Origin of the sequence: Variovorax guangxiensis (assembly GCF_003952165.1) — a bacterium.
Lineage (GTDB): Bacteria > Pseudomonadota > Gammaproteobacteria > Burkholderiales > Burkholderiaceae_C > Variovorax > Variovorax guangxiensis.
Genome location: NZ_RXFT01000008.1, coordinates 207,469 through 221,320, shown reverse-complemented (window position 1 = coordinate 221,320; position 13,852 = coordinate 207,469). Strand labels below are relative to the sequence as shown.

Below are 13,852 nucleotides of genomic sequence, written 5' to 3'. Positions count from 1 at the left end.
GCCACGGATGCAGGCATTCACCAGTGGATCGAGATGAAATCAAGGAAGACCTCCGGCATCGGCTGCGCCTTCGACGTGATCGGCGGCAAGTGGAAGGCCGTCATCCTGTGGGAGCTGCACGTGCAGCCCCTGCGCTTCGGCGAGCTGAAGAGGGCGCTGCCCGACATCAGCGAGAAGATGCTGATCCAGCAGTTGCGCGAGATGGAGACCGACGGCATCGTCCACCGCGAGGTGTTCCACGAAGTGCCGCCGCGCGTGGAGTACTCGCAGACGAAGCTGGGCGGCACGCTCAATGCGGCGCTCGCGCCGCTGGCCGACTGGGGCGGCCGCCATGCGAAGCGCGTGGAGGCCGCGCGCACGCGGACAGGGTCCGCAAAGTAATGGGCCGGCCGGAGCCGGCTCACTCCGCCCAGCCGGTCTCGATCTCGGTCTTCACCTCGGTCATGAGCTTGTGCACCGGGCACTTGCCGGCCACGCGCAGCAGTTCGTCGCGCTGCGCCTCGCTGAGGTTGCCGCTCAGGCGCAGGCCCGACTTGAGGCGGTAGACGCCCTTGCGCTCCTCGCTGTCGTCGCGATCGACCACCACTTCGATGTCTTCCACCGGAATGCCCTTGCGGCGCGCGTAGATCAGCACGGTGAGCGCCTTGCAGGCCGCGAGCGATGCGTCGTACAGGTCGTGCGGCTCCGGGCCGGCGTCGCTGCCGCCGCCTGCGGGCGAAGCATCGACCGGGATCTCGTGGTTGCGGATCTTCAGGATGTGGCGCGTGCCGGTGATGCCGTCGCGGCGGATCGAGATGCTCATGGGTGTGTCCTCGGGGAGTGTGTTGGGGTAAGGGGAGAAAGCGTCTTCACGTACAGGATGGTCGTGAAACCGCTGTGCCATTCGAGATCGGGGTAACGGTCGGCTTCGCGGTAGCCGAGCGCGATATAGAAGCCCTGGCTCTGCGTGTTGAAGGTGTCGGTCTCCAGGCGCGCCAGCGCCACGCCGTCAGCGCGCATGCCATCCTCGGCGAAGGCCATCAGGGCCCGGGCGATGCCCTTGCGCTGGTGTGCGGCCGGCACGTGCAGGGCATGCACGAAATCGTGCTCCCAGTGCACCATGCCGACCACCTCGCCGTCGATCTCGGCCACGAAGAAGGCCGGGCCCTTCTCGTCGATGTAGCCCACCGGCGCGCCGCTGTCGCGGTAGGCCTTCGCGGCCTCGGGCGTGAGCTGCGGCAGCCAGGTGCCGGCGAAGGTGTCGTCGAGGATGGCCTTCACCGCATCGAAGTCTTCGAGGCGCCAGGGGCGGATGGTGACGTCGGTCACGTCTTCGTAGCTGCTCATCGGCTCAGCGGTCCACGGCCAGCATCAGCGTTTCCTTGATTTCCTCCATCACCACGTAGCTGTGCGACTCGGCCGCCACCGGCAGCTTCTTGAGGATGTCGCCCAGCAGGTGGCGGTATTCGCTCATGCCGCTCAACCGCGCCTTCACGAGGTAGTCGAAGCTGCCCGACACCAGGTGGCATTCGAGCACCTCGGGCATGTGCAGCAGCTCCTTGCGAACCTTGTCGAACACGTCGCCCGACTTGGCCGAGAGCTTGATTTCCACGAACACCAGCAGCGTGCGGCCCAGCGCCTCGGGCGACACGTGGGCGTGGTAGCCGGTGATGACGCCGTCGCGCTCCATGCGCTTCACGCGCTCGGCGCAGGGCGAGGCCGACAGGCCGATGCGCTCGGCCAGTTCGGTCATCGACATGCGCCCCTGGCGCTGCAGGACGTCGAGGATCTTGCGGTCTATGCGGTCGAGTTCGGGCATTTCACTCCGGGGGCGGCCTTGGAAGGTTCGCGGCAGTGTATTCCACTGCCGAATCGAGTAAATCAGTGGAATCCACTGCCTTGAGGACTTTAGATTCCATTCATTCCATTTGAATCGGCGAATACACCATGAAAGTCATCGTTCTCGGCGGCGGCGTGATCGGCACCACCACGGCCTACTACCTCGCCCGCTCGGGCGCCGAAGTCACCCTGCTCGACCGGCAGGCCGGCCCCGCCGAGGAAACCAGCTTCGGCAACGCCGGCCAGGTGTCTCCCGGCTACTCCACGCCGTGGGCCGCGCCGGGCATTCCGCTGAAGGCGATCAAGTGGATGTTCAAGAAGCACGCGCCGCTGTCGATCCGCCCCGACGGCACGCTGTTCCAGCTGCGCTGGATGGCCGCGATGCTGCGCAACTGCTCGCCCGAGGCCTATGCGGTGAACAAGGAGCGCATGATGCGCGTGGCCGAATACAGCCGCGGCTGCCTGCAGCAGCTGCGCGCCGACACCGGCCTGCAGTACGAGCAGCGCACCGGCGGCACGCTGCAACTCTTCCGCACGCAGGCCCAGCTCGACGCGGTGCAGCGCGACATCGCGGTGCTCGAGGAATGCGGCGTTCCCTATGAACTGCTCGACCGCGATGCGCTCGCCCGTGTCGAGCCCGCGCTGGCCGGCGCGCGCGACCGGCTCACCGGCGGCCTGCGGCTGCCCAACGACGAGACCGGCGACTGCCACCTCTTCACCCGCGGCCTCGCCGAGATCGCGCGCGGCCTGGGCGTGGACTTCCGCTTCGGCCAGACCATCGCCGCGCTCGAGACCGACGGCGGCCGCATCACCGGCGTGCGCACCACCACTGGCAAGATCCTCACGGCCGACCGCTACGTGATGGCCTTCGGCAGCTACTCGCGCGCCGCCATCGCCTCGCTGGGCCTGGACATTCCGGTGTACCCGGTCAAGGGCTACTCGCTCACGGTGCCGCTGCTCGACGAATCGCTCGCGCCGCAGTCGACCGTGCTCGACGAGACCTACAAGGTGGCCGTCACGCGCTTCGACAACCGCATCCGCGTGGGCGGCATGGCCGAGCTCGGCGGCTTCGACCTGCGCCTGAACCCGGCCCGCCGCGCCACGCTGGAGAAGGTCGTCACCGACCTGTTCCCCGGCGGCGACGTGCCGAACGCCACCTTCTGGACCGGCCTGCGCCCGATGACGCCCGACAGCACCCCCATCATCGGCGGCACGCGCTACGCGAACCTGTTCCTCAACACCGGCCACGGCACCCTGGGCTGGACGATGGCCTGCGGCTCGGGCAAGCTCATCTCCGACATGGTGATGGGCCAGCGCCCCGAGATCCGCACCGACGGCCTGGCGATGGACCGCTACGAATCGGGCTCGTCGCGCGTCCAGCAACCGCGCCCTGCTTCAGTCACTGCCTGAGGAGGCGGGGCCAGAACGCAGAAGTCGCGAAAACCACGCAGAAATCGCAGAAGGAAAAGCAATAATTCTTTTGATCCCTTCTGCGACTTCTGCGTAACTTTTGTCTTTCTTCTGCGGTCGGATCCCGAATTCAAGCAGCCTTCGCAATGGGAATCACGGCGTTCTCGTCCATCCCGCGATAGACCTCCGCCTCCCCGTGCTTCGCAAGCAGCTGCATCAGGTGCTTGCGGATCAGCATCCCGGGCCGGTCCGACTCCATCGAATACTCCACGCCGCGCCGGCGCGTGTCGACCAGCGCGTCGGGATCGGTCGATTCGAGGATGTCCTTGTCCTCGCGCGTGATCACCTCGTCGAAGTCGATCAGCATCTGCGCGGTGCAATCGGCCTCCGTGTCGTTGCGGAACAGCCACTGGCACAGCTGCATGCGGCCGTCGTCGATGGGCGTGAAGCAGTTGATGATGATGTGGCGCACGCCGCTGGGGTACTCGATGTCGAGCCGGCGCGAGAACGGCAGGAAGTACGCGTTGCGCATGTGGCGCGTGGTGATGGGGTCGGTCACGCCGCTGATCGCGTGGAACTTCACCGGGTTGGTCGCGTCGATGATCGTCTCGGCGTAGAAGCCCGAGTCGTTCTCCACCAGTTCGTACTTGCTCGGCTTCGGGCTCGCAGCCACGCCGAAGGTGGCGCGGTGCACGAAGCTGAAGTGAGAGTTGTCGAAGGAGTTCTCCAGCGCGCGCATCGGGCTGGTCTGCCACTCTTCGTAGAACTGGAAGATGGTGCGGTAGCCCGGGTCGTCGAACTCCGCAATGGCGGGGATGTCGGCGATGGGCTCCTCCAGCGCCACCCATGCGTAGCCGTAGCGCGCGGTGCAGCGGTAGGCGGTGGTGCGGTACTCGGGCGAGATCCTGCGGTCGGCCTCGTACTGCGGGATGCGGATGACCTGGCCGCTGCGGTCGTAAGTCCAGCCGTGGTAGCCGCACTGGATCGCGCCGGTGCCGCAGGCCTGGCCTTCGCCGTCCACGCACCAGCCCTTGGAGAGCTTCGCGGTGCGGTGGCAGCAGCGGTCGCGCAAGGCGGCGGGCTGGCCGTCCGAGTCGATGAAGAGGACGATGTCTTCGCCCAGCAGCCTGAAGGGCTTCGGGCCGTTGGCCAGTTCGGTGAGCGGCATGACGGCATGCCAGAACTTGCGGAAGACGGGTTGACGGGTGACGAGCATGCGCGGACTCCTTCTGTGGTCGTGTGGGGACGAACTGAAAGAGCAATTTCCTGCCTGGACCCGGCGATGCCGGCGGCTGAACGCTTCTACTCTGCGCAAGCTGCCTTGCAAGTTGCGCGCCCGGATTGTGCGCGCGGCCGGCCACGCCTCCAAGCCCCGGGGACCAATCCCGAGCAAAAGCCCTTGGCATGCCTCGTGCATCACCGCCTCCAAGAGTAGAAGCGTTCAGCAGCGCACGCACCACGACTGTGCGCCCGCCCGGAAATTGCTCTTGAAATGCCCGCCGCCCTTCTTCCTTCACCGGGAAACGGCGACCGGATTCAAGACACGAAGCTTCCGAGGCCCCACATGCAACGTCGATCCTTCCTCGCGGCCACTACCGCAACCATCGCAGCCATCTCCGCTCCTGCCGTGCTCGCGCAAGGCGGCAAGCTCACCCCGCTCAAGTTCACGCTCGACTTCCGCATCAACGGGCAGACCGCGCCCTTCTTCCTCGCGCTGGCCAAGGGCTACTACAAGGACGAAGGGCTGGACGTGAGCATCGACACCGGCGCCGGCTCGGTCGCCTCCATCACGCGCATCGCCAGCGGCGTCTACCAGCTGGGGCTGGGCGACATCAGCTCGCTGGTCGAGTTCAACGCGCAGAACCCCGGCACGCCGATGGTGCAGGCCGTCTACCAGTACTACAACCGCGCACCGTTCGCGATCATCGGCCGCAAGGACCGCGGCATCACCGGCGACTTCAAGAGCCTCGCGGGCAAGAAGGTCGCGGCCGCCGCCATCGAATCGACGCGCCGCGCATGGCCGCTGGTGGCGCGCAAGCAGGGCATGCGCGCCGACGCCTTCCAGTGGCAGACCACGGACTTCAGCGCGCGCGACAACGTGATGGTGCGCGGCGACGTCGATGCCGCCACCTACTTCCACGACTCGGCCGTCTCGCTCTTCGCGCGCATGAAGCCCGAGGAACTGTCGGTGCTCAAGTACGCCGACGCGGGCGTGAACCTGTACGGCAACGCCATTCTCGCGGGCAGCAACCTCATCGCGCAGAACCCGAAGGTGGTGGCCGCCTTCCTGCGCGCGAGCAACCGCGCCATCGTCGAGACCTTCGCCAACCCGGCGCCGAGCATCGCGGCCATGCGGCAGCGCGAGCCCATCCTCGATGAGAAAATCGAACTCGAGCGCTGGGGCATTACCGCGCAGTACGTCGGCGCACCCGACACGCAGGGCCATGGCCTCGGCGACATCAGGAAGCTCACGCTGGAGCAGCAGGTCGACGAGGTGGCCGAAGTCTTCGGCCTGAAGGTCAAGCCCGCGTCCGACGCCATCTTCAACACTTCGATGCTCCCATCGCGCAGCGAACGCACTCTTTCCAGATCCTCCAAGGCATGAACGATTCCATCGACAGCAACAGCATCGGCACCTTCTATCCGCCAGAGACCGCCCTCGACGAGCGCGACGGCCGCTACCTGCGCAAGGCCATCGTGTGGTCGCACGCGGCGCGGCGCAGGGGCAACCGGCCCTTCGGCTGCGTCATCGTGTCTGCCGCCGGAGAAGTGCTCTCCGAGGCCGGCAACAGCAACACCGAGACCGGCGACTGCACCGCCCACGCCGAGGTCAACGCGCTGCGCGCGCTGGCCGGGCGCGGGCTCTCGCGCGAGGAACTCGCCAGCGCCACGCTCTACGCCTCGGGCGAGCCCTGCGTGATGTGCGCGGGCGCGATCTTCTGGTCGAACATCGGCCGCGTGGTGTTCGGCATCGACGCCGAACGGCTGCGCGTGTTCCGTGGCGAGCGGCAGGACCAGCGCGATGCGGAGCTGTCGTGCCGCGACGTGTTCCGCGCCTCGCCGCATCCCATCGAGTGCATCGGCCCCGCTCTCATTGATGAAGCCAGCGCCGCCCACGACGGCGCCTGGAAATAGGACTCGCCCCCAGGCTGCGCGCACTTCGTGTCGCTTCGCCAACCCCCTACCGGGGGCAACACCTGCGGCCCGGCAAAGCCGGTTCCGCGGTGTTCCACGAAAAATCCGCTCGGCTGGCACGCTCTAGACTCTCTCAATGCCCTGGCACGCCCGTCTCCATCTCTCCTACCAACAGGAATCCGCCCGCACCGTCGCCCGCTTCCGCCATGACGGCCCGCTGCGCATCCTGCAGAGCCTTTATCCCGAGGGCGATGCCGTCTGCCACAACGTGCTGGTGCATCCGCCCGGCGGGCTGGTGGGCGGCGACACGCTCGACATCGACATCGAGGGCGCCGATGGCAGCCACGGGCTCATCACCACGCCCGGCGCCTCGCGCTTCTACCGCAGCGAGGGCGAGCTGGCGCTGCAGCGCACCCGCATCCGCCTTGCGGCAGGCGCGCGGCTCGAATGGCTGCCGCTCGAAGCCATCTGCTACAGCGGCTGCCAGGCCGAAAACCGGCTCGGCATCGAGGTCGAGCCCGGCGCCGAGCTGATCGGCTGGGACGTGACCGCGCTGGGCCTGCCCAACGCCGGCCAGCCCTTCGAGCGAGGCTCCTTCCTGCAGCACATCGAAGTGCCCGGCGCCTGGCTGGAGCGCGGGCGCATCGACGCGGCCGATCATCGGCTTCTGCAGAGCCCCATCGGCCTCGGCGGCCATCGCTGCATGGCGTCGCTCTTCTTCGTGGCGGGCTCGCCGGTGGCGCGCGCCCGGCGCGATGCCCTGCTCGCGCATGCGCGCACGCTGCTCGAGGGGAGCCCCCTGGCCGAGAGCGCCGGTGCCACCAGCCCGCATGCCGAGGTGGTGGTGCTGCGCGTGCTGGCGCCCGTGGTCGAGCCCGCGATGCAGCTGCTGCGGCAGGTCTGGCAGGCCTGGCGTGGCGAGCTGTGGCAGCTGCCTGCGGCCACGCCGCGCATCTGGTCGACCTGAAGCGGTTTCTCTACGCGCACCGGCCACCAGGGCCGAATCTGTAGGCGCCGTCTGACGGACAGCCGCCGCGCAAAGGCGCACTCTGCCCCTTTGCCCAGCGGATGACGAGGATCGGCCATGTCCACCGACGACACCCCGGACGCCAGCGCAGACACCAGCACGCAGCTTCACCGCCGCCTGGCGCGGTTCAACGCCGTGCGGCTGAGGCCGGGCATTCCTTCGCCGTGGTGGAAGGACGAGCTCGCCGACGAGCACGCCTGCCGCCTGCTGGAAGGCGAGCATCTCGAAGCCCTGCGCGCCACCGTGCAGGCGGCGGCATCGGCTTCCACCGGCAACGCGGCCCACTTCGTCGCCTGGTTCGAGTCGCTGGAGCAGAACGGGCCGGGCCAGCACCATCCGCTCTTCGACTGGCTGGCCGGCGAAGCCACGCTGGCGCAGATGCGATGGTTCCTCACGCAGGAGGCCGCGGGCGAAGCGGGCTTCGAGGACCTGCTGGCCTGCACGCAGGTCAAGCTGCCGCCGCAGCCCAAGCTGGAGTGCGCGCGCAATTTCTGGGACGAGATGGGGCACGGCAAGCAAAGCGCCATGCACAGCCAGATGCTGGAGCAGATGGTGCGCGAACTCGACCTGCATCCGGCCATCGACACCACCGTGTGGGAGTCGCTGGCGCTCGCCAACACCATGGTCGCGCTGGCGACCACGCGGCGCTACGCCTACCACTCCATCGGCGCGCTCGGCGTCATCGAGCTCACGGCCCCGGGGCGCGTGAAGCTGGTGGCCACCGGCATGCGCCGCCTGGGGCTGAGCGCCCGCGCGCGCGCCTATTTCGACCTGCACGCGGCGCTCGACGTGTCGCACTCGCGCGCATGGCTGCGCGAGGTGATCCGGCCGCTGGTCGAGGCCGATCCGTCCTGCGGGCAGTTCATCGCCGAAGGGGCGCTGATGCGGCTGGCCTGCGGGGAGCGCTGCTTCGAGCGCTACAGCGCCGAACTGCGCGAGGCCGAGGAGCTGGCCGCATGATGAACGCGGCCGATGTGCTGCGGCAGGTGGCTGGCACGGGCTATCGCTTCACCACCGTCACGCCGCTCACCCACCAGCGCGTGCTCGCCCGGCGCGGGCGCGAGCCGGGCGCCACGCTGCGCGACATCTTCGGCTGGAACCTGTCGTTCGAGCCCCGCGCGGTGCCGCCGGAACTGCTGGCCGCCATGGAGCATGCCGGCATCGTGCGTCGCACCGGATCGCTGCTGCGCAGCACGGTGCGCATCGCCAGCCTGGGGGACGACCTGTTCCTTCACTCGGCCTACCCCACGGTCGAGGAGAACGCCGTGTTCTTCGGCCCCGACACCAGCCGCTTCGCGCGCTTCATCCGGCATGCGCTGGACCGGCATCAGGCGCAACGCAAGCCGCTGCGCGTGCTCGACGTGGGCTGCGGCAGCGGCGCGGGCGGCATCGCGGTGGCGCGCGCGCTGGCCGCCACGGGCACGCCCGCGACGATCGTGATGAACGACATCAACCCGCTCGCGCTGCAGTACACGGCCGTCAACGCGGAGGCGGCGGGCGTCGAGGTCGCGCTCGCGCAGGGCGATGCACTCTCGGCCGTCGAGAGCGACTTCGACCTCATCGTGTCGAACCCGCCCTACCTCGACGACGCCGCCCAGCGCGCCTACCGCCACGGCGGCGCGCGGCTCGGGCGGGCGCTGAGCGCGCGCATCGCGGCCGAGTCGCTGAAGCGGCTGGCACCGGGCGGGCAGCTGCTGCTCTACACCGGCGTGGCGATGGTCGACGGCGAAGACCCCTTCCTCGCCGAGATACGGCCACTGCTGGCGGCGCCCGCCTTCGAGTGGTCGTACGCCGAGATCGACCCCGACGTGTTCGGCGAGGAGCTGGAGCGGCCGGTGTACGCGCACATCGACCGCATCGCCGCCGTGGGCCTTGTCGCCACGCGCAGGCCGGAGGCCGGGTGATGGCCGCGGAACTGGAGCTTGGCGGCGCCGAAGCCTCGCGGCTGGCCGTGGTGCGCGAATGCAGCGTGCTGGAGCGCATGCCCAAGTGGCTCATCTGCGTGCCGCTGGTGGTGCAGTGGCTGTGGCTCTCGCTGCGCCATGGCGGCGCCACCGTGCCCTGCGCGGCGAATCCGCACATCACTTCGGGCGGCATGGCGGGCGAAGGCAAGCTCGAATACTTCCGGGGCATGGGGCCGCTGGCGCGCTCGGTCACGGCCGACTACTGCGCGGTGTTCAACGACGACACGGCGACGGAGGAATCGCTGCGGCAAACGATCGCCGCGGAGGGCCTTTGCTTCCCGCTGGTCGCCAAGCCCGACCTCGGCCTGTGCGGCTACGGCGTGCGCCTGCTGCCGGACATGGCTGCCCTGCTGGCGTACCTGGCGGTCTTTCCTCATGGCGAGACGGTGGTGCTGCAGCGCTACCTGCCGCAGGATGGCGAGGCCGGCATCTTCTACGCGCGCGATCCGGTCACCGGCGAAGGCCGCATCGTCGGGCTGGCGCTGCGCTACTTTCCTCGCGTGACGGGCGACGGCCGCAGCACGGTGGCCCAGCTCGTGGCGGCCGACGTGCGGGCGCGCCGCATCGCGCGCTCGCCGCGCCACGAATGCAGCGTACCGTTCGGCAGCGTGCCGGCGGCCGGGCAGCAGGTGCGGCTTGCCACCATCGGCTCCACCCGCGTCGGGGGGCTCTACCGCGACGCCGCGGCGCTCATCACCGCCGAACTGGTGCGCGCCGTCGACGCCGTCGCGCGCGACATGCCCGACTTCCGCTTCGGCCGCTTCGACGTGCGCTACGAGAGCCTGCGCGAACTCGCCGCCGGGCGCGGCTTCACGATCATGGAAGTCAACGGCGCGGGCTCCGAGGCCATCGAGGCCTGGGACCCGGACATCGGCGTGATCCAGGGCTTGCGCATGGTCTTCGCCAAGCAGCGGCTGCTGTTCGCCATTGGCGCGGCGCAGCGCAAGGCCGGCGTGCGGCCCATCGGCCTGCTCGCGCTCGCACGGCTCAACCGGCGGCAGAACCGCCTGGTCGGCCGCTATCCACCCTCCAACTGAGTGGCCACACGCACATGCACATCGCCTCTTCGCAAGCCCAGCCCGACCGTTCGTTCACTTCGCCCGCCGCCATGCCCGCGCTGGAAACCCGCTGGGCCGACTGCGAGGACGATGTGCGCGACGCCCAGCGCCTGCGCTTCCGGGTGTTCGCACTGGAGATGGGCGCGCACCTCACGCCGCCTGAAGGCACCCCGCCCGGCCTCGACGCCGACCGCTTCGACAGCTACTGCGACCACCTGCTGGTGCGCTCGGTCGACCCGGTGAACGGGCCCGGCCCGCTCATCGGCACCTACCGCGTGCTCACGCCGGGCGCCGCACGCAGGGCCGGCGGCTTCTACACCGATACCGAGTTCGATCTCTCCCCGCTCGCCCCGCTGCGCGGCAACGCGCTGGAGCTGGGCCGCTCCTGCGTGGACGCCGACTGGCGCTCGGGCAGCGTCATCATGGCGCTGTGGGCCGCGCTGGGGCAGTACATGGTCGACCACGCGCTCGACACCATGATCGGCTGCGCCAGCATCGGCCTGGACGACCAGGGCGCGAGCGCCGCGCGGCTGTGGCACCGGCTGTGCCGTACCCACCTGGTGGAAGAGCGCTGGCGCGTGGAGCCGCGCATCGCGCTGCCGCTGGACGCCGAGCCCGACAGCGATGCCGACAGCGACACGCCGCCGCCGGCCGCTCCGCCGCTCATCAAGGGCTACCTGCGCTGCGGCGCGCGCCTGCTCGGACCACCCGCGCTCGACGTCGCCTTCAACACGGCCGACCTGCCGCTGATGCTCCGGGTGGACGACGTGGCGCCGCGCTACCGGCAGCATTTCTTCGGCATGGCGAGCTGAATCCGGCCGACGGACAAAGGCGGAAGGAGGCCCAAAGAAGGGCCTGGGCAGCGCTTCGGATACAGTCCCGCACCTACCCGCCTCCAGACCCGACGCCAGAGTGAATCTCCGAAAATCCGCAAACAGCCTGGTTTTCCGTCTGCTCGTCATGGGTCTGGTGATGGCGGTCGTGGGCACCGCCGCCAGCTACATCCAGCTCACCCGCTTCCTGCGCGAGGACCTCACCAGGTCGGTGGCGACGCAGCAGACGGCGCTGGCCACCTACGTGGCCCGCGACGTCGACAACTACCTGGGCGAGCGGCTGTCGTTCCTGGAGCGGCTGGCGGACGCCGTGCCGCCCGAACTCCTGGCGCAGCCCGGGCAGCTGCGGGCATGGCTCGCCGAACGCAGCACGCTGAGCGCCCTCGTCCCCCTCGGACTGACAGTCGCCGACACCAGCGGCAAGCGGCTCGACGATGCCGGACAGCTGGTCACGGACAGTCCGGAATTCACCGCCGCGCTCGCCGGGCAGCGCGCGGTGGGCCGTCCTCACGCCACGCCCTCGGGGCACTCGGCGCTGCCCATGGCCGTGCCCATGCGCAACGGCGCCGGCCAGGTTGTCGCGGTTCTGCTGGGCACCGCCGACCTCACGGCCGACGGCCTGCTCGACCATCTGCAGGATGGGCGGGTGGGCCAGTCCGGCGGCATTCTCGTGATCTCGCCGCGCGACCGGCTCTTCGTCGCTTCCACGGACGTATCGATGTCCCTCAAGCCCACGCCGCCGGATGGCGTGAACCTGCTGCACGACCGCGCCATGGCGGGCTTTCGCGGCAGCGGGACGACGCGCAACGCCAAGGGCATCGACGAAATCTCCGCCATCGCCTCGGTGCCTACGAGCGGCTGGTTCGTGGTGGCGCGGCTGCCCGTCGCGGAGGCGCTGGCGCCGGTGGGGCGGATGCAGTCCTTCATCCTGGCGCAGCGTGGGCCCGCGGTGTCGGCAGTGCTCATCGTGCTCGGCGTGGTCATGGCCTGGCTGCTGCGACCGCTGTTCCGCGCCGCCGACCAGGCCGACCGCATGACCCGCGGCGAACTCCCGCTCGCGCCGCTGAAGGTGGTGCGCGACGACGAGATCGGCCATCTCACGCAGGCCTTCAACCGCCTGCTGGCCAAGCTGCTCGACAACCAGGAGGCGCTGGAGCGCCTCGCCCACCACGACACGCTGACCGGCCTGCCCAACCGCAAGCTGCTGGACGACCGGCTGCAGCAGGCGCTGGCCCACGCCGGGCGGCAGGGGCACATGGTGGCGGTGCTGTATCTCGACCTCGACGGCTTCAAGAGCCTCAACGACACCTTCGGCCACGAGGCCGGCGACAGGGCCTTGCAGGAAATCGCGCGCCGGCTGCAGGAACTGGTGCGGCAGACGGACACGGTGGCCCGCATCGGCGGCGACGAATTCGTGCTGCTCGCCACCGGCCTCAAGGAGCCCGCCGAACAGGGCGCGCTGGCGCTGGCGCAGCGGTGCATCGACGCGATCACCGAGCCGCTGCCGCAGGAGCAGGCCGGCATGGCGATCGGCGTGTCGGTCGGCATCGCGCTGGGCAACGGGAGCGAGGCGCCGCGCGACCTGCTCGCCGCGGCCGACAAGGCCATGTACCGGGCCAAGCAGGGCGGGCGCGGCAGCTATGCGATGAGGGGCGTGTCCACCGAGGGTTGACCGAGCTACGCCGGCATGTCCGTGCGCGGCAGCCGCAGCTGCTTCTTCAGCGTCTCGAACACCTGGCGCGTGACCGGGTTCACCACGTGGCTGCGCACGTAGAGGTAGTAGGCCAGGTCGGGCAGCCTCGGCATGCCGTCGCCGGCGCCGAGAACGCGCAAGCCGGCGTCGAGCTGCTCCACGCCGCGCGCAGTCACGCCCAGCCCGGCGCGCAGCGCGGCCTTGATGCCGATCAGGCTCGACGATGTGTAGCGCGGCGTCCAGGCCACGCCCGCGGTGTCGAGCGCCTCGTGGCCGATGCGGCGGAAGATGCTGGGCCCGTCGGCCATGATGAGCGGCACCGGCTTGGCCGGGTCGTGCACGTAGCTTGCGGCGCACAGCCACACGGTGGGCGAGTTGCGCAGCACCACGCCTTCGAACTGCGACTGCGCGTCGGCGCGGTTGGAGATGATCATGTCGACCTCGCCGCTCTTGAGCGAAGTCATCAGGTAGGGGCTGCGGCCGATGTGGATGTCGAGCTGCAGCAGCGGCGATGTGCGCGCAACCTCGGCCAGCAGCAGCGGCAGCATGGTCTCGGCCACGTCGTGCGGCGCGCCGATGCGCAGGTTGCCTTCGAGCTGGCCCTGCCGCAGGCTGCGCAGCGCCTCGTCGTTCAGCGCCAGCATGTGGTGCGCGTAGGTCAGCAGTCTCTCGCCGTGCTCCGTCAGCCGCTTCTGCCGCCCCTGCTTGGCGAAGAGCGGGTGGCCGATCTGCTCCTCCAGCCGCTGCATCTGCTGCGTGATCGCCGACTGCGTGCGCCCCAGGTGCACCGCCGCCGCCGCGAAGCTGTGATGGCTGACGACGGCCGCGAAGGAGCGCAGCAGTTCGAGATCGAGCGTGGGCATGTATTAATTTTATTGAAGTGTTTCCTGCGCCAGCTGGATTGTTGCGTCACG

The 13,852-nt window shown here is 69.3% G+C and carries 15 protein-coding genes; 10 read left to right on the top strand and 5 right to left on the bottom strand.

Features of this window, described 5'->3' with window-relative positions:
• Window positions 1-33: 33 nt before the first annotated feature.
• Complete coding sequence (locus EJP67_RS19970; protein WP_126023439.1) at window positions 34-381, top strand: winged helix-turn-helix transcriptional regulator; 348 nt, start codon at window positions 34-36, stop codon at window positions 379-381.
• Window positions 382-400: 19 nt separating this feature from the next.
• Here the strand turns inward: EJP67_RS19970 and EJP67_RS19965 are convergent, their stop codons facing one another.
• The 3 genes from EJP67_RS19965 to EJP67_RS19955 are packed head-to-tail and all read right to left on the bottom strand — an operon-like array spanning window position 401 to window position 1,798.
• Window positions 401-802 (bottom strand): OsmC family protein, encoded by a 402-nt coding sequence (locus tag EJP67_RS19965; protein WP_126023438.1) that lies wholly within the window; start codon window positions 800-802, stop codon window positions 401-403.
• Complete coding sequence (locus EJP67_RS19960; RefSeq protein WP_126023437.1) at window positions 799-1,326, bottom strand: GNAT family N-acetyltransferase; 528 nt, start codon at window positions 1,324-1,326, stop codon at window positions 799-801. Before EJP67_RS19960 ends, EJP67_RS19965 begins: the two co-directional genes overlap by 4 nt.
• 4 nt (window positions 1,327-1,330) lie before the next feature.
• Window positions 1,331-1,798: a winged helix-turn-helix transcriptional regulator gene (locus EJP67_RS19955; RefSeq protein WP_126023436.1), complete on the bottom strand. Its 468-nt coding sequence runs from the start codon at window positions 1,796-1,798 to the stop codon at window positions 1,331-1,333.
• Window positions 1,799-1,926: 128 nt separating this feature from the next.
• Here EJP67_RS19955 and EJP67_RS19950 point away from each other — a divergent pair, with 128 nt between their 5' ends.
• Window positions 1,927-3,228, top strand: coding sequence for a D-amino acid dehydrogenase (locus tag EJP67_RS19950; RefSeq protein ID WP_126023435.1), 1,302 nt, complete (start codon window positions 1,927-1,929; stop codon window positions 3,226-3,228).
• A 130-nt stretch (window positions 3,229-3,358) separates the two neighbouring features.
• On the opposite strand, the gene EJP67_RS19945 is transcribed toward EJP67_RS19950, so the two are convergent.
• Window positions 3,359-4,444 carry an aromatic ring-hydroxylating dioxygenase subunit alpha gene (locus EJP67_RS19945; protein ID WP_126023434.1) on the bottom strand — a complete coding sequence of 362 codons (1,086 nt, stop codon included), beginning with the start codon at window positions 4,442-4,444 and terminating at the stop codon, window positions 3,359-3,361.
• A gap of 348 nt (window positions 4,445-4,792) precedes the next feature.
• On the opposite strand from EJP67_RS19945, the gene EJP67_RS19940 reads away from it, so the two are divergent.
• The 8 genes from EJP67_RS19940 to EJP67_RS19905 all read left to right on the top strand — a co-directional run bounded on the left by EJP67_RS19940 (window position 4,793) and on the right by EJP67_RS19905 (window position 12,917).
• Complete coding sequence (locus EJP67_RS19940) at window positions 4,793-5,833, top strand: ABC transporter substrate-binding protein (protein ID WP_126023433.1); 1,041 nt, start codon at window positions 4,793-4,795, stop codon at window positions 5,831-5,833.
• Entirely contained in the window at window positions 5,830-6,363 is a 534-nt protein-coding gene (locus tag EJP67_RS19935) for a nucleoside deaminase (protein ID WP_126023432.1), read from the top strand. The genes EJP67_RS19940 and EJP67_RS19935 overlap by 4 nt, the downstream gene beginning before the upstream one ends.
• A 136-nt stretch (window positions 6,364-6,499) precedes the next feature.
• Complete coding sequence (locus EJP67_RS19930; protein ID WP_126023431.1) at window positions 6,500-7,330, top strand: urease accessory protein UreD; 831 nt, start codon at window positions 6,500-6,502, stop codon at window positions 7,328-7,330.
• A 117-nt stretch (window positions 7,331-7,447) separates the two neighbouring features.
• On the top strand, window positions 7,448-8,350 hold the full coding sequence (locus EJP67_RS19925; RefSeq protein WP_126023430.1) for an iron-containing redox enzyme family protein: 903 nt from the start codon (window positions 7,448-7,450) through the stop codon (window positions 8,348-8,350).
• Window positions 8,347-9,294, top strand: a complete 948-nt coding sequence (locus tag EJP67_RS19920; RefSeq protein WP_126023429.1) for a methyltransferase — start codon at window positions 8,347-8,349, stop codon at window positions 9,292-9,294. Before EJP67_RS19925 ends, EJP67_RS19920 begins: the two co-directional genes overlap by 4 nt.
• Complete coding sequence (locus tag EJP67_RS19915; protein WP_126023428.1) at window positions 9,294-10,391, top strand: hypothetical protein; 1,098 nt, start codon at window positions 9,294-9,296, stop codon at window positions 10,389-10,391. Before EJP67_RS19920 ends, EJP67_RS19915 begins: the two co-directional genes overlap by 1 nt.
• 14 nt (window positions 10,392-10,405) lie before the next feature.
• A complete protein-coding gene (locus tag EJP67_RS19910; protein WP_126023427.1) occupies window positions 10,406-11,224 on the top strand; it encodes a GNAT family N-acetyltransferase in 819 nt (272 codons plus the stop codon).
• A 148-nt stretch (window positions 11,225-11,372) separates the two neighbouring features.
• Window positions 11,373-12,917, top strand: a complete 1,545-nt coding sequence (locus EJP67_RS19905) for a GGDEF domain-containing protein (protein WP_126023426.1) — start codon at window positions 11,373-11,375, stop codon at window positions 12,915-12,917.
• A 5-nt stretch (window positions 12,918-12,922) separates the two neighbouring features.
• Here EJP67_RS19905 and EJP67_RS19900 read toward each other — a convergent pair whose 3' ends face one another.
• A complete protein-coding gene (locus EJP67_RS19900; protein ID WP_126023425.1) occupies window positions 12,923-13,801 on the bottom strand; it encodes a LysR substrate-binding domain-containing protein in 879 nt (292 codons plus the stop codon).
• Window positions 13,802-13,852: the final 51 nt, after the last annotated feature.